Source organism: Alteromonas sp. MmMcT2-2 (assembly GCF_022348305.1).
Lineage (GTDB): Bacteria > Pseudomonadota > Gammaproteobacteria > Enterobacterales > Alteromonadaceae > Alteromonas > Alteromonas macleodii.
In genome coordinates this window covers 39126-59053 of sequence record NZ_JAKRFA010000024.1, presented here as the reverse complement: position 1 = coordinate 59053, position 19928 = coordinate 39126, and the positions used below count along the sequence as shown (strand labels likewise).

At 44.1% G+C, this 19928-nt stretch carries 21 protein-coding genes, 1 tRNA gene and 1 pseudogene; 8 read left to right on the top strand and 15 right to left on the bottom strand.

All coding sequences use genetic code 11. The features are described 5' to 3' along the window. Positions 1-175: 175 nt before the first annotated feature. A pseudogene (locus MHM99_RS14195) lies at positions 176-928 on the top strand (IS5 family transposase). Positions 929-1053: 125 nt separating this feature from the next. Here the strand turns inward: MHM99_RS14195 and flgL are convergent. The 13 genes from flgL to MHM99_RS14130 form a co-directional block, all read right to left on the bottom strand. Continuing rightward, on the bottom strand, positions 1054-2277 hold the full coding sequence (gene flgL, locus MHM99_RS14190; protein WP_239219884.1) for a flagellar hook-associated protein FlgL: 1224 nt from the start codon (positions 2275-2277) through the stop codon (positions 1054-1056). Between the two features lie 7 nt (positions 2278-2284). Then, complete coding sequence (flgK, locus tag MHM99_RS14185) at positions 2285-4327, bottom strand: flagellar hook-associated protein FlgK (RefSeq protein WP_239219883.1); 2043 nt, start codon at positions 4325-4327, stop codon at positions 2285-2287. 16 nt (positions 4328-4343) lie between these two features. After that, positions 4344-5294 (bottom strand): flagellar assembly peptidoglycan hydrolase FlgJ, encoded by a 951-nt coding sequence (gene flgJ / locus MHM99_RS14180; RefSeq protein ID WP_239219882.1) that lies wholly within the window; start codon positions 5292-5294, stop codon positions 4344-4346. A 63-nt stretch (positions 5295-5357) separates the two neighbouring features. Further along, the gene (locus tag MHM99_RS14175) at positions 5358-6470 is read right to left on the bottom strand and encodes a flagellar basal body P-ring protein FlgI (protein ID WP_014975877.1); all 1113 of its coding nucleotides are present in this window, start codon (positions 6468-6470) and stop codon (positions 5358-5360) included. 22 nt (positions 6471-6492) lie between these two features. Continuing rightward, the gene (flgH, locus tag MHM99_RS14170; protein ID WP_014948599.1) at positions 6493-7173 is read right to left on the bottom strand and encodes a flagellar basal body L-ring protein FlgH; all 681 of its coding nucleotides are present in this window, start codon (positions 7171-7173) and stop codon (positions 6493-6495) included. Between the two features lie 11 nt (positions 7174-7184). Beyond that, the gene (flgG, locus tag MHM99_RS14165; protein WP_014948598.1) at positions 7185-7973 is read right to left on the bottom strand and encodes a flagellar basal-body rod protein FlgG; all 789 of its coding nucleotides are present in this window, start codon (positions 7971-7973) and stop codon (positions 7185-7187) included. A 46-nt stretch (positions 7974-8019) separates the two neighbouring features. Continuing rightward, the gene (locus MHM99_RS14160; protein ID WP_014948597.1) at positions 8020-8763 is read right to left on the bottom strand and encodes a flagellar basal body rod protein FlgF; all 744 of its coding nucleotides are present in this window, start codon (positions 8761-8763) and stop codon (positions 8020-8022) included. Positions 8764-8987: 224 nt separating this feature from the next. After that, positions 8988-10373 (bottom strand): flagellar hook protein FlgE, encoded by a 1386-nt coding sequence (flgE, locus tag MHM99_RS14155; protein WP_014948596.1) that lies wholly within the window; start codon positions 10371-10373, stop codon positions 8988-8990. Between the two features lie 14 nt (positions 10374-10387). Next, on the bottom strand, positions 10388-11074 hold the full coding sequence (gene flgD, locus MHM99_RS14150) for a flagellar hook assembly protein FlgD (protein ID WP_012517628.1): 687 nt from the start codon (positions 11072-11074) through the stop codon (positions 10388-10390). 31 nt (positions 11075-11105) lie between these two features. Continuing rightward, positions 11106-11528, bottom strand: a complete 423-nt coding sequence (gene flgC / locus MHM99_RS14145; protein WP_012517627.1) for a flagellar basal body rod protein FlgC — start codon at positions 11526-11528, stop codon at positions 11106-11108. Positions 11529-11530: 2 nt separating this feature from the next. Next, positions 11531-11965 carry a flagellar basal body rod protein FlgB gene (gene flgB / locus MHM99_RS14140; protein ID WP_014948594.1) on the bottom strand — a complete coding sequence of 145 codons (435 nt, stop codon included), beginning with the start codon at positions 11963-11965 and terminating at the stop codon, positions 11531-11533. A 202-nt stretch (positions 11966-12167) separates the two neighbouring features. Further along, entirely contained in the window at positions 12168-12998 is an 831-nt protein-coding gene (locus MHM99_RS14135; protein ID WP_014978562.1) for a protein-glutamate O-methyltransferase CheR, read from the bottom strand. Between the two features lie 15 nt (positions 12999-13013). Next, positions 13014-13943, bottom strand: a complete 930-nt coding sequence (locus MHM99_RS14130) for a chemotaxis protein CheV (RefSeq protein WP_049586000.1) — start codon at positions 13941-13943, stop codon at positions 13014-13016. 278 nt (positions 13944-14221) lie between these two features. On the opposite strand from MHM99_RS14130, the gene flgA reads away from it, so the two are divergent. From flgA to flgN, 3 genes are all read left to right on the top strand, one after another. Continuing rightward, positions 14222-14938 carry a flagellar basal body P-ring formation chaperone FlgA gene (gene flgA / locus MHM99_RS14125; protein ID WP_049586007.1) on the top strand — a complete coding sequence of 239 codons (717 nt, stop codon included), beginning with the start codon at positions 14222-14224 and terminating at the stop codon, positions 14936-14938. A 102-nt stretch (positions 14939-15040) separates the two neighbouring features. Continuing rightward, positions 15041-15370 (top strand): flagellar biosynthesis anti-sigma factor FlgM, encoded by a 330-nt coding sequence (gene flgM, locus MHM99_RS14120; RefSeq protein ID WP_014948589.1) that lies wholly within the window; start codon positions 15041-15043, stop codon positions 15368-15370. 39 nt (positions 15371-15409) lie between these two features. Further along, on the top strand, positions 15410-15841 hold the full coding sequence (gene flgN / locus MHM99_RS14115; protein WP_156078006.1) for a flagellar export chaperone FlgN: 432 nt from the start codon (positions 15410-15412) through the stop codon (positions 15839-15841). 146 nt (positions 15842-15987) lie between these two features. On the opposite strand, the gene MHM99_RS14110 is transcribed toward flgN, so the two are convergent. Then, positions 15988-16473 carry an LPP20 family lipoprotein gene (locus MHM99_RS14110; RefSeq protein WP_014948587.1) on the bottom strand — a complete coding sequence of 162 codons (486 nt, stop codon included), beginning with the start codon at positions 16471-16473 and terminating at the stop codon, positions 15988-15990. A gap of 320 nt (positions 16474-16793) precedes the next feature. Here MHM99_RS14110 and MHM99_RS14105 point away from each other — a divergent pair, with 320 nt between their 5' ends. The 4 genes from MHM99_RS14105 (at position 16794) to smrA (ending at position 19541) form a co-directional block, all read left to right on the top strand. Beyond that, positions 16794-17975 carry a flagellar assembly protein T N-terminal domain-containing protein gene (locus MHM99_RS14105; protein WP_239219881.1) on the top strand — a complete coding sequence of 394 codons (1182 nt, stop codon included), beginning with the start codon at positions 16794-16796 and terminating at the stop codon, positions 17973-17975. A 484-nt stretch (positions 17976-18459) separates the two neighbouring features. Continuing rightward, positions 18460-18534 (top strand) — tRNA-Arg (locus tag MHM99_RS14100). Between the two features lie 132 nt (positions 18535-18666). Further along, positions 18667-18792, top strand: a complete 126-nt coding sequence (locus tag MHM99_RS21245; protein WP_014948577.1) for a hypothetical protein — start codon at positions 18667-18669, stop codon at positions 18790-18792. Between the two features lie 161 nt (positions 18793-18953). Then, on the top strand, positions 18954-19541 hold the full coding sequence (gene smrA, locus MHM99_RS14095; RefSeq protein WP_239219880.1) for a DNA endonuclease SmrA: 588 nt from the start codon (positions 18954-18956) through the stop codon (positions 19539-19541). A 169-nt stretch (positions 19542-19710) separates the two neighbouring features. On the opposite strand, the gene MHM99_RS14090 is transcribed toward smrA, so the two are convergent. Continuing rightward, entirely contained in the window at positions 19711-19851 is a 141-nt protein-coding gene (locus MHM99_RS14090; protein WP_162889815.1) for a hypothetical protein, read from the bottom strand. Positions 19852-19928: the final 77 nt, after the last annotated feature.

Sequence of the window (19928 nt, the reverse complement as noted above, 5' to 3'; positions counted from 1 at the left end):
ATATTCATTTTGGTCTCCTCACCTTGTTAACTTGATTGTTCAATTCCAAGTTTGGCACATTGCGATGCCGTTTGAGGGGGGAGACCATTCCATCGTTGATCTTTGTGGTATGAAAAGTAAACAGCAATAGGGCCGATTATAATGATTTCGCCAAAAAACAATCTAACTAACGCTAATGCCGAGACTTATGCTAACAGATGATAGCTGGAAACTGCTATCGAGAATCATGTATTTAACAGGTCGAATTTACAACAAGTCTGAACACCGAATGACACTTGAAGGTATTTTGTACATTATGCGCACAGGTATTCCTGTGGCGAGATTTACATAAGGAGTTTGCCGATTGGAGCGTAGTATTCAGGCGTTTTAATTTATGGTCTAAGAAGGGCGTTCTGACTGAGATTTTCAAGTTTTTAGATCGGCTCAGTGACCCACAGTGGTTATTTATTGTTGGCAGTATTGTTAAGGCGTATCAAGACGGAACTAATGTCAGAGCTCAGACACAATAAGCCATTGGGAAAAGTCGCGGAGCTGAATCAACAAAAATACATTTAGCTGTTGATAGCGGCTGTTTACCTGTCTACTTCGAGCTCTCAGGGGGACATTCCCATAATGTCAGTCACGGTCAATCTGCGGTTGAGTCTTCACCTGATTCTGAAGTAGTTGTTGCAGTCGAGGCTTAGTCAGCAGCCCTAACTCTAAGCATGTCGTCCCAAGAAAAAGCAACAATAAAACGGGTAATGATGATATTGATTGGGCAATGTATCGCTATCGCCATTTAGTCGAAAATGCCTTTTTGAAAATTAAGAGGTTTCGAGCCGTGGCGACTCGATATGATAAGTTAGCCAGAAACTACCGTAGCGTGGTGGCAGTGGCTTTTGCGATTATGTGGCTACCAATGTGGGTTGAATATGTACAGCAAAGATGAACACGCTCTAGTAGAAAACAGTAATCTTTATGCCTCCTACTGATGCAATATAAACAACGAGCCAAAGTTAACATAGCAGAACAAAGTCCACTTACAGGCGATGACCCATCAACCTATTAACTATTTTAAATATAGTTGAATAGCGATAACTCAGTAACTTGTGGAAATGTTGCCAGAGCTGCACTTAAAGCAGTTTCTTGTTTCGCGAATTCGGTTGATGCCTCTGCATAGTCAGTATCTTGTATAGAAGAACGTGATGCCTTTGCTGCTATTTCCATATCTAAGTTACTTTCATAAATACTTTCAGCTATGTTTAAACGGCTTCCGATTGAAGCGTGTTCTAGCGACAATTTTTCTAAGCCGTTATCTAAACCAACCAAAGCATCTGAAATTGATTCCTGTAGTTCGAAACTGTCAATCGATGAGTCATTTAATACTGCTTGTATTTCGTGCAGTGTCTGAGCCATGCTCTTCTTCTCCGGCGCATCTAAAGACAAATCGATGCTATCTCCAGGTACGGCCGTAGCCTCAAATTCCATTCCTTTAATAGTAAATGGCTGACCTGAAGTATAGGCAACAGACTCGACAATAACGCCTGTACCTTGGTTAACTAACTCAGCTTGTCCTGAAGCTAAAAAGTTTATACGGTAGTCATTGTTACCCGTATTTACTGGATCATAATTTTTATCAAAAAAAGTGTCGAACGTTCCTTGCTGCTTTACAGATGCTTCACTAACAACTGCAGTACTAGCAGGATCAGTGGAAAATTTATATCGTGAAAGCACGTTTTCGAAAACTTCATAACCATTACTGGTTGATTGAATCTTTGAGCTATTAGATAGTTGGACAAAGCTCACACCGGCATCACCGGTAAAGGTAATAGCCTTGCTTGTCGCTGTGGGGTTATATTCAAACGCTTGGTTACCTGATTGAAAACCCGCATACAAATAATTACCTTCGGCATCTTGAGTGTTCATAAGATCAAATATTTCAAGTTTGATCTGTTCTAATTCAGCCCCAATAGCCTTTCTGTCAGGAGAATCTAGAGCACCGCTGCCTGCCTGTATTACTAGCGTACGCGCACGGTTAATTGAATTGGTAATATTCGTCAATACAGCTTCCTGCTGTTCAAGCGAACCTGTTACTAGATCATTGTTGCGCTGAAATTGGGTTAGTTCATCAATTTCTTCGGTTAAACGCAGCACTTTCGCAGCGCCAAAAGGGTCATCGCTGGGCGTGATTATGCGATTACCGGAAGCAAGTTGCTCTTGAGTCTTCGCTAAATCGCCCTGATTTTGCATAATCGAGCGCATGTTTTGATCATAAATTTGATTCGTTGATATACGCATAACTCACCTACCTTGCTGACTGCAAAATGGTATTAAATAATTCTTGCGCCGTAGACAAGATACGTGCTGCGGCGGCATAGCTTTGTTGATATTTAATCAAGTTTCCTGCTTCTTCGTCTAAGCTTACTCCAGACACAGACTCAAACCAGTTTTGCGATTGAACTTTCATCGCTTCAGCTGAAGCCAATGAGACACTTGCCATTGATGCATCTTCACCAATACGCCCTACCATAGACGCATAGGCATCTTGAAACGTTCTTGGCCTATTGGTTGCTTCGCTGCTCACCTGTACTTTGTTTTCATTTTGAAGAGCAGCTAAATTAAGCGCATTGCTATTGTCGTTAAAGCCATCTGTATTATAGCCAATTGAAAAGCTATCCCCAGCTTTTGGCACGCCATCCAAGCTCAAATCAAAGCCTGGATCTGGGCTTATTCCCGCTTGACTGATGAGGTTAGTTAAATCAGTTGTGCCCGTCACTGTAGCTAAAACATTACCGCTTCCATCTACAACGTCGTATGTATCTGCGGCCGTAAAGTTAATTTGAGCTGGCGCTGAATTTAAAAGGCCACCCGCTCCATCAAAAGCAGAAGTCCCCACTTCCGTATTTGAAACAGTTACATCTATTACGTTAGCGCTGCCTAAGTTTGCATGATCGGCACCGGCTCTTACCGGATTGGCGAAGGCTAAATCTTCAGGGCGATTAGTCGCCATTTCAATGTTGGACGCTACATTTTTCGTCGGCTGAATCAAGAACTCATTACCAACGGTATATGCACCTGTTCCAGAGAAGTTGACTTCTATACCGCCATCTAGTTCTGCAAAGCCCGCTGTTACTGCAACACTAGGGTCAACAATATTCTGCCCCTTCCCATCTTTTTTAGGCGTACCATCGGGGTTTAATAGCGTTACTTTAATTTGAGTTGGCATGCCCGCAGACACTGCCATAACCTCAATTCGGTAATCAGCATCGGTTAGCTCTGCTCCTTTTCCTTCTGTAAGCTGCCCAGTAACTATGTAGTCGCCACTAGTATCTTCATACGCTAAGCCCCTGAAAGAAGGTATGTCGAAAATGTTAGTGCCGATTTGACCGTCTAAATCCATACCCAATTTATTCTGCGTATTCATCGCATCGGCGAAAGCGACAGAGAGCTGACCTACATCACGCATTGTTGGGCCTAACACTTCATTGCGATACTTGAACAAGCCACCTAAGGACCCGCCTAAGTCATCTTCTATAACACGTATCGACGTATCGTTTTTGGTTTGTGAGCCGAAATTTGTTTCTAGTTTGATTTCTTTGGTTGTTAGGTCTGCATTAGAACTTAATTCAAAAAGATTAAATGCACCGTTTTCAAGAACGAGTGACTCGCCTGACGTAAGGTTAATGGTTACAGCACCATTTTGCGTAGTACTCTCTTTAACCGTAATACCCATGATAGAAGCAAGCTCGTCGATAGCTTGGTCTCTTTCGTTGAGCAGAGCGCTTGGTTGGTCGCTGGTATTGTTACCATTAGCGATAACTATGTTGCGGTTCAGATCGCCGATACTTCCAATTAGCGTATTGGCTCTATTAACCATTGAAGTGACTTCTAAATTGAGCTCTTCTTCTTTTTCCAGCATATAATCCGACAAGGTTCTCATGCGGTTATAGAGCGACTCAGATTTGCTTAGTACCTGTTCACGAGATGCGAGATTTGTTGGATCATCAGCGGCGGTTTGTAGAGCTGAAAAGTATCCACTCAGGCCTTGAGAAATTGAGTTCGCTTCACTCGCTAGTAGATTGTCAATGGCCGCTGTTTTACTAGAGAATGCCTCAAGCTCGCCGACAGAAGTAATGTCCCTGCGCAATTGATTTTGAGCAAATACGTTGATGATACGTTCGGTATTGCCGATCTCTACACCGAAGACTTGGCTGTTTTGAAGCTCAGTGCGCTCGCGAACATAGCCTGGCGTGTTGACGTTGGCAATATTGTTACTGGTCGTTTGTAATAGCTTACTACTGGCGTTAACACCACTGGTGGCTAATGAGAATAAATCGACAGAACTCACAATGTAATCTCCAATGCTATGGCATTAACGTGCTGAGACGATCGCTGTTATACACTGCCATTATCTTGCGCGCGTATTCAGGGTCGGTAGCGTAGCCCGCTTCCTGAAGCGCATGGGTGTAACGCGCTGCATCAGAAGCATTCTCGACAGCATGGCTGTAGCGAGGTTGTGATGTGATAAATCGACCATAGTCTTCCATTGCATCTTCTACTGACGAATAGGACCTAAAAGCAGCCTTTTGTTTTTGAGGTAGTCCATTGTTAAATTCCAACGTGTCGACTACAGCCTGCTCTCCTTGCCATCCCTTATTTGCTTTAATGCCAAATAAGTTGTGCGAGCTTTCCCCATCCGCTTTATGGATAACGAATTTTCCCCACCCGGTTTCAACCGCGGCTTGGGAAATTATTGCTTTAGGATCCATTCCATATTTTGCCGCTACCTCCTCGGCTATAGGCATCAAGCTTTCAACAAACTGCTCAGGGTTTTCAAACATGGCATCTTTTTGTGCCGATTGGCTGCGAATAGATTCAGAAGAAAGCGCTATGTCTTGCGCTTCTGCCACCTTATACGCACGGCTTCTATTCAGTGACGATATATCACCGTCGCTCCTGATAACGCTGGCTGGTGTATAGCTATCCTCGGTCTGACCTAGCTGTTTAACAATAACATCAGCGAGACCTAATCCCCCACCTGAGGTAAGGTCTGTCGCTAATTGTTGGTCATGCATATCACGATAAAACTTAACTTGCTGAGAATTAAACGGGCTATCTTCATCAGCAAGGGCATCTTGCGCTTTACGCATAGACTTCAACATCATTTGCACAAAAATCGCTTCAAACTGCTGGGCAGCCTCTTGCAATACTGTCTCGTCACCTGATGCGATAGCTTCGCGCATTTTATTAATGCTGCCCATATCGTGGACATTGCGTGCCATATCAAGCTGACTTTTTGTGCTAAGTGATTCCATCGTACTTTTTCCGCTATAACCCTATCGTGCTTGCTTAATTCTCATAAATGCTATTAGCTCGTCTTAAATGATCACAAGCTCACCACGCAAAGCACCGGCTTGGCGTAATGCTTCTAAAATTGCCATTAAATCGCCTGGCGCCGCACCTACCTCATTTACCGCACGCACAAGTTGGTCAAGGGTAACGCCTGGCTCAAACTTGAACATGCGGCTGTCTGCTAAATCGACATCAACAATAGACTGGGTCGTAACGGCAGTCTGGCCTTCGCCAAACGCGTTAGGTTGCGAAACTTGCTGGTTTTCAGAGATGGTTACGGTTAACCCACCGTGGGTAATCGCTGCAGGCAACAAGCGAACGTCACTGCCTATAACAATGGTGCCTGTACGGCTGTTTATTACCACACGCGCTGGGGCATCAGCTGGTGTAAATTCGAAGTTTTCTAAGGTAGCCAAAAAGCCCACGCGCTGACCGACATCTCGCGGGGCCGACACGCGAACAGACGCTGCATCAATGGGCTTAGCAATAACATAGCCATTTTCCGGCTGTGCACCTAAGCGCTCGTTGATCGTATCTGCAAGCGACTTGGCTGTTGAGAAATCTGGATAATGGAGGTTAAGCGTTAACGTGTCGCCATTGGCAAAGCCTGTTGGTACAGATTGCTCTACCATCGCACCGTTTGGAATTCTTCCTACCGTTGGCGTATTAACGACAATACGAGAGCCATCACCGCCTTGTGCGCCAAACCCGCTCACGACTAAGCTGCCTTGCGCTACAGCGTAGACTTTACCGTCAACACCGCGAAGAAACGTCTGGAGCAACGTTCCGCCTTGAAGACTGGCCGCTTCGCCAACTGAAGAAACCGTAATATCAATGGTTTGTCCGGGTTTTGCAAAAGCAGGCAGGTCGGCGTGTACCGCCACTGCGGCCACGTTTCGTATTTTCGGCTTGGTGTTAGCGTCAAGACTGATACCAAAGTTACGCAGCATGGTTCTGAAACTCTGTTCGGTAAACGGGCTTTGTTCACCCGTTCCAGGCAAACCTACAACAAGACCATATCCCACTAATTGGTTACTACGTACGCCTTGAATACTCGCTACATCTTTAATGCGCTGCGCACCTGCCTGTGAAGATAAAAGCATTGTGAAAGCGGCTAATACTACTGAAAACAAACGCATGTTCACTCTCCTATCCTAAAACCTAAAGAGGCCACCAAGCAGAATCAAAGAACTTGGTTAACCAACCCTTTTCTTGTGCTCGCGCAAAACTTCCCGTACCCGAATATTGGATACGCGCATTTGCAACCTTAGTGGACACGATTTCATTCTCGGGACTAATGTCTGCCGGACGAATGATGCCGGTAAGACGGATATATTCATCGCCCTGATTCAGGGTTAGCCACTTTTCGCCACGAATAACAAGGTTGCTGTTAGGAAGTACGTCGACCACAGTAACTGAGATAGCGCCGTTTAAGCTGTTGCTTTGGTTAGCTGTGGCATCACCGGAGAAATCTCGGGATGAACTTATTCCCAATTGTACCGACTCTCCGCCAATATTTATCGCTTGCCCAGCAAGCCCGGTAATAGGGTTAAGATTGACGTTTGAATCTTTCGCTGTGCTAGTGTCGGCTGATTTGCTCGCTTGGGTATTCTCGCTTAACGTTACAGTGATGATGTCACCGACTCTTCTTGCGGTAACGTCAGAATATAAGTTGTTAGCAAGCTGCGAACGAAAAAGCGAGCCATCTTCTACTACCGTTTCACGCGGGTAATCTGGCACTACCGGTGCAAACGACGGGTCGTTTGCCTGAACGGGAGGCTCGTTTGTACTGGCGCAACCGCCAAGTATCAGAAGTGCAGCAGATAAACCTAAAATACGCATGATGCTACCTACTAAAGTTGCTGAATAACCTGACCAAGCATTTGGTCGACCGATGAGATAACCTTTGAGTTCATCTCATACAAGCGCTGGCTTTCGATAAGGTTTACTAACTCTTCGGTCACGTTTACATTAGACGTTTCCAACGTGCCTTGTGAGATATAACCCAAACCTTGCAGACCAGGGATCCCCTGAATAGGTGCACCGCTTGACGCTGTCTCTACATAAAGGTTTTGTCCGGTTGGTTGTAATCCGGTTGGGTTAACAAAGTCAGAAATATTAAGCTGACCGAGTACCTGCGGTTCAGCTTGGCCCCGTATGCTCACGCTAATTTCACCATCTTGAGAAATTGTGATTTGTTGCGCATCTTCGGGAATAGCCACTTCAGGCTGAAGCAAAAAGCCCGCGCCAGATGTAACAATTTGGCCTTGGTCGTTCAGTGAAAACTGACCATTTCTCGAATATGCAATGGTGCCGTCTGGCTGCAATATTTCAAAGTAACCACGGCCCTGAATTGACATATCAAGCGCGTTTTCAGTGGTTAACAGGTTACCTTGCGTGTGTGCTTTTTGAGTAGCAACGACCTTCGAGCCTGAACCAAGCATAAGCCCAGAAGGTAGCTCTGTGTCGGCTGACGAACGACCGCCTGGCTGATTGATATTCTGATAAAGCAAATCTTCAAACACCGCGCGGTCTTTTTTAAAGCCCACTGTTGATGCGTTTGCTAGGTTGTTAGACACCACGGCCACATCAGTCTGTGCGGCGTCTAGTCCGGTTTTACTTATCCATAGTGCTGGATGCATGTTAACCTCCGACGTTGCTCATAGGGCAACGGTGATAAAAATTCTTTTACAGGATGCGTAGTAGCTGATTACCGCGAGTATCAAGCTCTTCTGCTTGCTTCATCATTTTGACTTGAAGCTCGTAGTGACGCTGCAGACTTATCATGTCCACCATTTCGTCAACAGCATTAACGTTGGAACCTTCAAGCATGCCCGACATTACTTTTACGTTGGCATTGGCTGGCGCTATTGAGCCATCTTCCATTCTAAATAAGCCGTCATTGCCACGTTCCATGTCTGCATAGTTTGGACTAACTAATTTAAGTCGCCCCACTTCTTCAATAACATTGGCAGGGGCACCTAACTGTCTCATCGACAACGTGCCATCGGCGGCGATATTGAGGTTATCTAAAGGAACAGGAAGGAATATTGGCCCATTGTCACCAAGCACGACGCGATCGTGGATATCTGTCAAAATTCCGTCATCGCCTAACTTGAAATTTCCATCACGCGAGTAAGCTTCTTGACCATTTTGATCTTGTACAGCGAACCAACCATCACCTTGAATGGCTACGTCTAAATCGCGGTCTGTTTTAATCATCGGACCCGACTCGTAGTTATTCGACGGGCTCTCTGTCATGGAAAACACGCGAGTCGGCAAACCTTCGCCGTAGGCCGGCATTGACCTTGCCTGCTCTAACTGCGCTCTGAATCCCGTTGTCTGTGCATTAGCCAAGTTATTGGCCCTAATCCCTGTTCCTAGTAGGTCTTGGGAGGCGCCACTTGCTGAAATATAGAGAAGTTTGTCCATGACTGACTTTTGACTCTGATTAAACCTTAAACAAGATTTTGCAAAGGCAGTGCCAATCTGTGGATATTTAGTGCAATTGAAAAATAAGGGCGGTATTAAATTGATATATATAGAAAAATAAAAAGGTCGCATTGTTGCGACCTTTCTAAATCGGGTCAAATAGGTACGGTTTTCCGCGCCTAAAATTTGCCGCTTAGCAATCTGCTAATGTGGCTTACTGCAAACTATCGAATGTTAAGGATAGTCTGGTTTAGCGAGTTGTTCACTTCAAGCGCGCGCGAGTTTGCCTGGAAGTTACGCTGAGCGATAATCATGTCGATGAGCTCAGTGGTAAGGTTAACGTTAGCTTGTTCTAGCGCCGAAGAGTTAATTTCGCCGAAAGTACCGGTTGTTGCTTCACCCGCTAGTGCCTCACCTGAAAGAATACTTTCCTTCCACTGAGTACTGCTCTCTTGAGTTAGGCCTTGTTCATTAGAAAAGCGAACCAAAGCGACACGAACAATAGGTTCAGACGTACCATTAGAGAACGTCGCGCGAACCAAGCCATCCGGACCAATGTCGATACCTGTTAATCGACCTACAGGCAAACCGTCCTGTTCTAGTGAAGTAACTTCAAACGCAGAGGCGAACTGAGTCGGCTCATTAGGCGTCGCGTTATTAACATCGAGGTTAAAATCAATGCTTATTTGCTGAGTAGGATCTGAGCCATTAGCAAGAATACCTGCGCCTAACGCTTCTGTTTGCATTTTGAAATCAAGTGTAGGTAGGCCATCAGGCGTTTCCATGCCAGCAAAATCACCACCTTGAGAGAAGATAAGTTTAGATGCTGTTACGGCGTTACCAGTGTTACCACCGACACTATTTACTGCTGTTGCTGGGTCTGTGTCATTACCCGCTGAATCTGTCATATCAACTAGCGTGTCATCGATTGCAGTAGCAACATACCACTCATTATCAACACCCGGTGTCGCATCCTTTATGAAGTAATAGGTCATTACGTGACTATCACCTAACGAATCGTAAACGGTTACCGATGTTGCGGCGTTGTAGGTAAGCGGATCTTCAGGGTCAAAATCTTGTGGATCTAGGGCTGCATCACCAGCAGGCAAGTTCATTCGAATGTCAACTTCTGTGGTTTGTGCGGGAGAACCCGAAGAGTCTGGAATACGCACTGGCTCAGTAGTACTAAGTGCTACCGAGGCACTTGTACCATCAGAGTTAACGGGGAAACCCAATAAGTTATCGCCGTTACTGTTAACCACGAAATTGTCGCTATCTAACTTGAACTGACCCGCACGTGTGAACGAGAAGTCGCGAGACGTAATTTCAGGTACTGTCGCAAAGAAACCATTACCCGTGATCGCCAAATCAAGCGAGGTATTGGTAAACTGAAGGCTACCTTGAGAAAATTGCTGAGCAACTTCTTGAGTGAGTACACCGTCACCTACTTTAGTTTTACCACCTGAAAGCAGTGATGCCGCATAAACATCGCCAAATTCAGCGCGAGATTCTTTAAAGCCAACTGTATTTACGTTTGCGATGTTGTTGGCGGTTACATCCAAATCTTTTTGTGCGGCTGATACGCCACTCAGTGCAATATTAAAAGACATTATTGATTCTCCTACTAACTGCCGATTTGAATGACGTCATCAAGATTGATACTGACATCACCATCCAAATTCAAAATTACGCCTTGACCACTACCAGCCAAGCTTACACTTCCAACATGGCGATTAACGGCGGTATTCAGCTGAACACCTTCTCCATTCAACTCGCCAGTGGCACTGATAACATATTCACCCGGTGCCATCTGGTTGCCATGCTTATCTTTGCCATCCCATTCAAACTCAATGTTGCCAGCGCTTTGTGTGCCTGCATCAATGGTTTTTATGACTTCACCAAACTGGTTCTCAATAGTGATCGTCATATTCTGAACTGTTTTTTCATTCACGATGACACCCGAAATGCCATCGCCTTCATTGGCCATATAACCCACGTTACCTTGAACCAGCACGTTTTGCCCGATAAGACTAGAAGCTTGTAACGCTTGATTCGATGTCATTGAAGCTGCAAACGACTCAAACTTTTCGTTAAGCTGGGAAATACCGTCGGCCATCGTAAATGATGTCATCTGCGCTACCATTTGATCGTTATCAACGGGTGCAGTGGGATCCTGATTGGCTAACTGCTCAGTTAACATTGAGAAGAAATCTTCCTGGGTTAACTGCTGCTCGGTGCCGTCAGCTATTTTGACGGTTTCCTCTTGCCAATACAGATCAGTATTTAAGCCAGTATTGTTTATGGTATTCACTGAGTAATCCTCACATTATTCAAGCGGCAAGTTACTGCCCTTGACCTAGCTGCAGTACGCGACGGAAAATACGCTTTGTGGTGTCCGCAACCTGTACGTTAGTTTCATACGCTTTGGACGCTGACATCATATTCGCCATCTCTTCCACAATGTTCACGTTGGGTTTATAGATGTAGCCGTTTTCATCTGCCATCGGATTGTTAGGTGAATACTCCACTTGCAAAGGAGCATCACTTTCTACAATCCCCTTTACTTGAACACCTGCACCTTTTGACTGATCGCGCATTGCATCTTGCAACGCCGTAGCGAAAACTGGATGGCGAGCTCGGTATGTTTCGTCATAGCTGCTGCTAACCGAGTTAGCATTGGCAATATTACTTGCCGTAGTATTAAGGCGTACATTCTCCGCCTCCATACCCGTACTCGAAATTTGCATTACATTAAATAAACTCATGACTACTGACCTCCTGAGCTAAGCGCTTTTTTCATGCCTTTAATTTTTCCGTTCAAAAACTCTAGGCTGGCTTGGTAGCGCAATCCATTGTCTAAAAACCGATTTCTTTCCGCTTGAACTTCAACCGTATTCCCGTCGCCAGTGTCTGGTTGTGTTGGGATGCGGTATTGCATGTCAAAGTTTGCCGCTACTGACGTAGAATTGCCGCTTAAGTGGCGATCATTTGTCCGCACCATTCCTGAAGAAGCGTGATTGGCTGTACCACCAGATGCTTCTCGCATAGCCGACTGCATTGCTTTATTAAAATCAATGTCCCGCGCTTTATAACCAGGCGTGTTTGCGTTCGCTAGATTTCCAGAAATCACTTCCATACGCTCTGTGCGTATAGTGAGTGCTGACTCATGAAAGCCAACCAGCTTATCTAGATTAATAGCCATAACATGACCTCTGACATACTAAAAATTTGTTTCGTGGTGACAATGTAAGCGGACAATTAAATATCGAATCTTGGCGTTTTACTGTCATTTGTAGAAATAGTTAGCAAGGCAAATGCCATAATGAGATTTTGACGGAGGGTGTAAGTCAAAAGTCTCGGCCTGATCATAAAAAAAGTATTAGTTATCAGGCCGATAAGTTAGATCATTTTTTTTGATAGTAAAGGCCAGGGTGGCACTTAACCATGCTGTAGGTATCACTTGCAGCGCTGATTGATTCAGAGGCGCCAAGGAAAAGCACACCCTGAGGCTGCAGCTGTCCGGCAATTTGTTGCAGGATGCGTTGTTTTACTTCGGCCGAGAAATAAATCAAAACATTACGGCAAAAAACGATATCAAAACGGCCAAGTGCTGCATAGCTCGAAAGTAAATTTAGACTTCTAAAGCTTACCATCCGGCGAACGTCGGGTTTTACCTGCATAAGCCCGCTATCATTTTGCTGGAAAAAGGCCTGTCTCCTTTGAGGAGACAATCCCCTTGCAAGGGACAGTTCGTCATAAATACCTAACTCGCACTTTTGCAACATTTCTGACGATAAATCAGTAGCAACAATCTCAACACCCGCTCTTAATGCACCTGGCCTTTGGCGCTGATATTCAAGTACAGACATCGCAATAGAATAAGGCTCTTGTCCAGACGAACAAGCGGCACTCCATATGCGAAGCTTCTGATTTTTTGCCGATAGTGTTGGTAGTAACTCTTTTACAAGTAAATCGAAGGGATAGTTGTCTCGAAACCACAACGTTTCGTTTGTGGTCATTGCGTCAATAACGTTCTGTAGTAAAGTTCTGTCGAACCCTTTCACAACCACGTCAATCAGTTCGTCAACAGACTCATACTTATGCTTATAGAGTAATGAAGCTAAACGGCTGCGCACCAGGTATTGTTTATTATCACCTAATACTATGCCGCATTGCTTTTCCAAAAACTCTCTAAACTTGAGGTAACTTGCTGGCGAAACGTCTTTATTAGCCAATCCTATCTTGCTCCGTTATTCGCACTCAGCCATTAGCCACTTTTGTACCGCGGTAGCAAGTTCATCGGGGTGGAATTTCGCGATAAAGTCATCAGCCCCTACTTTTTGCACCATAGCTTGGTTGAAGACACCACTGAGCGACGTATGCAATACAACATGAAGCTTTTGAAGTTCAGGCGTATTTTTAATTTCGGCGGTTAGTGTATAGCCGTCCATTTCAGGCATCTCGATATCTGAGACCAGCACGCCTACACGGTTCGTTACATCGCCGTACTCTTCCGCAATTTCTTTCAATCTATTTAAGGCTTCAAGACCGTTTTTAGCGAGCTCAATCTCAAGACCCAGTGAAGTAAGCGCCTTTTTAACTTGGTTTCGCGCTACCGCAGAGTCATCTGCAATAAAGATAATTTTGTTTTCTTGGCCTTCGGTTGTCAGACCTTCTGCCACCTCTGAACTTACTTCGGCATTCAACGGAGAAATTTCATTTAAAATTTTCTCAACGTCTAGAATTTCAATAAGTTCATTTTCAACTTCAGTCACCGCCGTTAAATAGCTTGCTCTGCCGGTGCCTTGAGGTGGCGGCATGATCGCATCCCAATTGGTGTTGATAATACGCTCTACGGCACCCACCAAAAAGCCCTGAACTGAACGGTTATATTCCGCAATGACAATAAAGGCATTAGAGAGATCTTCAATTTTACGGCCGCGTGTTGCCATACTTAAATCAATGACCGATATGGTTTGACCACGGATGTGCGCCACACCACGAACCAACGGGTTTAATTTCGGCATTGCTGTTAGCGGAGGACACTGAAGCACTTCCCGCACTTTAAAAACGTTAATTCCAAAGCGTTGGCGGCCGTTCAGTCTAAACAGCAGCAACTCTAAGCGATTCTGCCCAACAAGCTGCGTGCGCTGGTTTACTGAATCTAAAATCCCCGACATAGGTCACCTCTAAGTAATACTGGGCATGATCATTGCCTCTTATGATAAAGATAGACAATATCACTAAATTTTTGCAGGTCAAACGACAGAAAAATGACACTAAATAGCATTTTTCAGTCTGTAGTAAGGGTTTATACCTTAACTTAATAAATGATCCTGCGTTGACGCTCGTGCTTGTAAACCTTATGGATTTACTTTGGCTGTTATTTATTTGCACTAAGCAAACCGGCCGTATTAAGCATAGTCAATAACTTGTAAACTGAACACGAAAAGTCATGATGAAAAATATGAACGCCAAAACGCGCCTTACATTCACACGATTACTGTCATTGACCGTTTTCAGTGTGCTTTCTATGAACTGCTTGGCGACACAAACCAATCACAAACAGGTTGAAGAAGGTGCAAAACAATACCTAATAAATCAACTTGCTGATAATACGCAGGATACTAGCATTGATGTATCTATTGTGAAGATAGACGATAGGATAAATATTCCTGACTGCCCAACTGGGTTCGAATACAATGCGTCGCAAGAAGCGCTGAGCCAATCGTATATTTCAGTTAGAGTGAGCTGCAGAAACAATGAATGGTACCTTTTTACCAGCGGGCAAGTAACGCGTACCAAAGAAATTGTTGTCACTCAAGGCGCAATAAGTCCAGGAACCGTACTGACATCATCGAATCTGTCTCTGGCAAAAGTTGATGTAAGACGATTACGCCATACCGCATTTACTGAGCTAGAAGCGCTTATTGGGGCTAGAATAAAACGCCGAGTGACTGACGGACAAGCTATACAGTCAAATATGCTATGCTTTGTGTGCAAAGGCGACAGAATTACCATAACTGCTGAGGTAGCAGGTATGGAAGTGAAAACAGCCGGAATCGCTCAGCAAGACGGTGTCGTTGGTGACAATATTAAGGTAATTAATGCCAGTAGCCAAAAGGCGGTGATAGCAAGAGTCGCAAGCCCTGAAGAAGTCGTGATACACTTATAAACGAGGTAGCGAATACCTACTTTTTTGTTCACAATTTAGCTAAAGAAATTAGCCAAAAGGCCGATACACTTTACAGAGGCGAAAAAGTAGTGAGGACTAATTATGGCAATTAACAATATAAACAATGGGTTACCGAAAACACCCGTTGATAATGGAAAGGTTGCGCAGCAAAACCAAACGCAGCAATCTCCACAGCAGGCATCAACACAGGCTGCGCAAACCGCATCAGTTCCGCGTCAGGATTCTGTATCGTTGACGCAATCTGCTCAGCAGCTCAACCAGGTTCAGAAGAAAGGTTCGGAAGCGCCTGTGAACCAAGATAAAGTCGATCGCCTTAAGCGAGCGATTCAAAGTGGCGAGTATAAAGTTAATCCTGAAGTGCTTGCCAACAAGATTGCAAAACTAGAAGGTGAGATTTTTGGCGCTAAATAGTGAGCGACAAAACTCGTAACTAACCAGAAGAGAGCTAACGTGACTGAACAAGCAAGCCAATTGACACAAGCACTAATAAAGCAAGTGGAGCAACTGTCTTCACTTGCCGTATTGCTTGAAAAAGAATTGCAACTTATCAGTTCGCGAGACGCCGAATCTTTAATGAATTTGTTAGACGAAAAGACAGCACTGTTAACGTCTATTCAGGCTCTCGATGGAAGCATTGAGCGCACAATTAGCGATCAAGGCTCAATGTCAGAAGAAGATGATGCATTAATGGCTAATGCAAAGAAACTTCTGGACGATTGCAAATACCGCACGCAGGTCAATCAAAAAGCCGTAGAGCAAGGACAGCTACGCCTCACACACTTACGTAACTTGATGATGGAAGTTCGTGCCAAAGAATCGCTCACCTATGACAAAAAAGGAAAGCCGAAAGGCGGGACTTTAGGGTCGGGAGTGAGCGCCTAATTTTTTTGCGATTTCAGTAAACCTCACTCAGCGAGCTTTAACCATTAAGCCTTAACCGGTAAAAGTAAATTATACCTCTGTGTATTTGCGCATGTTTTAAGACTTCACGATACAGCCACTTGCGCAAACACCCCTTTCGCTATCGTTTAATAATACTTAACATCCTTTACTCGGCGCGGTTTTGCGGTCGACAGATATATATCGTAAACCTGCTGCATATCTAAAGCGAGTTCGGTGACGTATGTATCTTCACCTACCGGATAGGCTTTTACGACTTCAGCGCCTCTAATGACCCCCTCTACAGATGCTCGCAATGTTTCGCTATCTATAACCAAGTGAGACAGAGACTGATTGCCTTCAATTTTTTGACCATAGACTTGTTCAGTGAGCTCTCGGTATGCATCTAATTTTGACGCTTTCATCGCCATTATAAGCTTCATGCTGTCGCTTTCGCCATGCTGAGAAGAAATCGGCGCATAGCCTACCGCCTTGAGCACGGGATAGCTTTCTGGTTCTATTGTTTCCCACTCAACGTGTTTATCAATAATGCCGCATCCACCAGTGCTTATTGCTAAACCAAGAAAGCAAGACAGCAGCAGCGATTTTGATTTATGTATTTTTTTCAAGCACATAGTTTCATTTCCAAATTACATTATTAATAAAATTAAATGTGTAGTTACGCTGCTCTCGTCGGTGGCCGCCTTGTAACTACGAGATACTGCCATACTCGCGGTAGCAGATTTTGACATATCTAAACTGACGCTTTTTACTCTAAACTGACGCTTTTTACAAACCTTTAGCAAGATACGCGTTGCAAGATATGTGCAAGATATGCGCCCGATTGATTTAATGGCGACGAAACCACATCAACTGGCACTCTTTTCGCATGCTTAGCCTTATAAACCGGGCGCTTTGCATAGCGCAGTTAGACAAAAACCTCCAGAGGTGTGCGGTGCGACATATTAGCAAAACAACGCTGGTAACTATTTTAAATGCTGTCGTGGCGGTAACTTGCCTGTTTGCATTTTTCGTTGGGCAAGCAAATGCCGTGTGGTACGAGGCTATAGGACAGGCTGTGGTGCGAAATGGTGATAAGGAAACTGCCAGACATGCGGCTACCCAAGAGGCACTTAAGCAAGCCATGCTTTTTGCAGGCGCATCAGTTCATAGTGTCGCCAAGCTTACAAATGGTCTTCTTAAAAATGAAGAGATGACCATTCGCTCTACCGGCGAAGTTGAACAACTGGAACTAGTTGATGAAGTTTATAGCGACGATGTGATTACGGTAAGTATTCGCGCTGATATTTTTCCAAGAGAAAAAGTGTGTGCCGCACAAAATGACCAAAAACATTTCGCTACCACACATTTCAGGGTACGTAACAGAGCACAACTAACACAGGGTAATATTCCCAATTTCGATGCTTCATTCACCCAGCAGCTAGCGCAGGCCATGCGAAATAAAACTGAAAACCTAGATATTATCTATATCGCGCCACATACTGCAAAATTTGACAGTCGATATACTGACCAAAATGTACGCACGCTTTCAGCGCAAAGTAATACTCAATTTGTGCTGGTGGGCATAATAGATGATTTAAGCGTGACACGGGAAGAGGCTTCGGTTTTTACACCGTGGCGTGAAGGTACTTCTCGACGCTCCTTTGCTATGACCATTCAAGTCTATGACGGCATTAATGGAGGCCTGTTGTTGACTAAGTCTTATCAGAACCAAGGAGAATGGACATTCGACAGATTCGAAGATGTTGATGAGTTTTCGACGAAATTTTGGCAGTCGCTTTATGGGCAAACCGTCAACGCGACAATAGCAGAAGCGATTGAAGACATAAAAGAAGCCACTGCATGCCAGCCAATGACAGGCAGAGTGATTAATGTTGCCGGCGATAAAATTTCTGTATCGTTAGGCAGAGACAATGGCATTTCTGAAAAAGATGAACTATACCTTTATCAAGCTAAAGAGATTGTCGATAACCGTGGCCGTAAATACTTACAGTACTCGCTATATCCTGGCAAATTTGTAGTGAGTAGTGCCTACGGTAATTCGTCTCTAGTAGTAAACGAAGGTGCAGGAATTATCGCAAACATTCAAGAACACGATTTTGTAGTAAAAAAATAGTCTTTCTCGATCTGCCTTAAACAGTTTAGAGTTCCCAGTTTATATAGTACTTTCGTCATCTAAGTGAATTAATTGCCTTTGGAAAGGTATCGAATATCAATTACTTCAAGCATTGAATAAAGCGTATCTATAATATTTTGCTTCAATTCGTTTTTGTAAGAATCCAAACTATCATAGGGAATTTGTTCAACAAAACATGCTGTTTTGTCCAACAGCGGCATATAAAATTAACAAATTGAACAATCCCCATACACTGCTCTTTAGATTTACGAGACTAGCGGTGCACTTTGATATTTAAAAATACGCTGACCATAGCCAAAGCCCTCGTATCTACGAGGGCTTTTTATATGCATTAGAAAACCAGGCCATGGGCTCATTACTTTCACGTCAATGACAGAGACATTCTTCTCATAGCGCTGCACCTCGTTGACAAAGGGTTTCGTATTTTCCCGAACTCCGTATAATAAAACTCCCTACGCATTAGGTCCCCATAGTTTAATGGATAAAACAAGGCCCTCCTAAGGCTTAGATGTTGGTTCGATTCCAGCTGGGGACGCCATTAATTGCGCAACGGTTCTGCTTTTTAGTAAAGATGCTTATACACACCGTCGCCTGTAATATTGAAGAATTCATTATACTTTGGTTGTAATTTAGCCAATTTAAGTAATACTCTTCAAAACAGGAGAGCATTATGACTTTCGATTTCCCCCCACCTGATAACGCTGATAGTTGTGCCGAAACAGCTGAGCAGTGCCCATTTTCTGAAGAAGAATGGGATGCTATTGAAGCTTTAGCGGAACCTGGTGCCATTTACTAAACGATGATTTTTGGAATTTAATCCCCACTTTATAATTACACTGCAATCGGCGGTGCTGCTATTCGTTGCGACCGGTGATATATCAAGCGGTTATGCTCCATAGACCATCGGGGCTGAAATAGCGTATAAAAGATAGAGAAGTAGCTTATACGGGGATTAATATGAGCCAATTTGAAAACGACGATATCGATTCGTTTTTTGCAGAAATGCAAGATGTAAAACCAATCGCTTCAGATGATAAGGCTTTATTACACGATCCTGTAAAGGCGCTCGCTGAAAAACAAAAACGAGCGGCTAGGCAGTTAAGCGTCCGCGAAAAACTCGCTAACCCACTGAGCATGGAAGGCGTGAAGCCGGTACCTCCTGATGATTTCATACACTTCCAGCAGCCAGGTATTCAAGACGGCGTTTTTAAAAAACTTCGCCTTGGTAAATACCCTCTAGAGGCCAACGTAACACTTTCAGGGAAAACCTTAGAACAAAGCCGAGACCTGATTTATAGCACCATTAAATCTAGTCACGAACGCGGGGTTCGTGTACTGCTCATAAAACATGGAACAGGTGAAAATAGCAAACCCTTTCCCGCTTTGAAAAAAAGTTATGTTAACCATTGGCTAAGAGAACTAGACGAAGTCATTGCCTACCATACGGCTCAACCCATGCACGGAGGCTTTGGTGCTACATATGTGCTTTTGAAAAAGCATCCGCAGCAGAAATTAATTAACAGAGAAAAAAATAAGAAAGGATAAAATGAGAGGCAAGAACTCGTTGAGTCAGCTTTGCCTTTTTGGACTTGTCTTTAGGTGTAACTTTTAGGCTTTTTCATGAAGCGCTATATGCTGAACGTTTTTATTACTCCCTAATGATTAACGCCCGTATCAAGCAACTTGATACGGGCGTTAGAATTTTTCTTTCAGACTACTTAACTGAAGACTGCACACTTAGCGTTGTTGGAGCTTCGGCAGACTTCGCAGATGTGCTAAAAACAGCAGTTACGAACATCAGCACCACAGCTACAGCCACTCCGGTTAAGCCAAACCCTTTAGAAGAACGATTCATCGGTCGTCTCTTATTATTTAAACCAGCTGGCACATGCCTTTCACTGGTACAACCCTAACTCAACTCCTGTAACCTAA

Excerpts from the sequence above, each read along its gene's own strand:
- flgC (WP_012517627.1), bottom strand. The coding sequence starts at position 11,528 with ATGAGTTTATTTAATGTAATGCAAATTTCGAGTACGGGTATGGAGGCG.
- flgA (WP_049586007.1), top strand. The coding sequence starts at position 14,222 with ATGAAAAATATGAACGCCAAAACGCGCCTTACATTCACACGATTACTG.
- MHM99_RS14175 (WP_014975877.1), bottom strand. The coding sequence starts at position 6,470 with ATGCGTTTGTTTTCAGTAGTATTAGCCGCTTTCACAATGCTTTTATCT.
- MHM99_RS14130 (WP_049586000.1), bottom strand. The coding sequence starts at position 13,943 with ATGTCGGGGATTTTAGATTCAGTAAACCAGCGCACGCAGCTTGTTGGG.
- flgG (WP_014948598.1), bottom strand. The coding sequence starts at position 7,973 with ATGCATCCAGCACTATGGATAAGTAAAACCGGACTAGACGCCGCACAG.
- flgH (WP_014948599.1), bottom strand. The coding sequence starts at position 7,173 with ATGCGTATTTTAGGTTTATCTGCTGCACTTCTGATACTTGGCGGTTGC.
- flgB (WP_014948594.1), bottom strand. The coding sequence starts at position 11,965 with ATGGCTATTAATCTAGATAAGCTGGTTGGCTTTCATGAGTCAGCACTC.
- MHM99_RS14160 (WP_014948597.1), bottom strand. The coding sequence starts at position 8,763 with ATGGACAAACTTCTCTATATTTCAGCAAGTGGCGCCTCCCAAGACCTA.
- flgL (WP_239219884.1), bottom strand. The coding sequence starts at position 2,277 with ATGCGTATATCAACGAATCAAATTTATGATCAAAACATGCGCTCGATT.
- flgJ (WP_239219882.1), bottom strand. The coding sequence starts at position 5,294 with ATGGAATCACTTAGCACAAAAAGTCAGCTTGATATGGCACGCAATGTC.
- MHM99_RS14090 (WP_162889815.1), bottom strand. The coding sequence starts at position 19,851 with ATGAATCGTTCTTCTAAAGGGTTTGGCTTAACCGGAGTGGCTGTAGCT.
- flgE (WP_014948596.1), bottom strand. The coding sequence starts at position 10,373 with ATGTCTTTTAATATTGCACTGAGTGGCGTATCAGCCGCACAAAAAGAT.
- smrA (WP_239219880.1), top strand. The coding sequence starts at position 18,954 with ATGAGCCAATTTGAAAACGACGATATCGATTCGTTTTTTGCAGAAATG.
- flgM (WP_014948589.1), top strand. The coding sequence starts at position 15,041 with ATGGCAATTAACAATATAAACAATGGGTTACCGAAAACACCCGTTGAT.
- MHM99_RS21245 (WP_014948577.1), top strand. The coding sequence starts at position 18,667 with ATGACTTTCGATTTCCCCCCACCTGATAACGCTGATAGTTGTGCCGAA.
- MHM99_RS14110 (WP_014948587.1), bottom strand. The coding sequence starts at position 16,473 with ATGTGCTTGAAAAAAATACATAAATCAAAATCGCTGCTGCTGTCTTGC.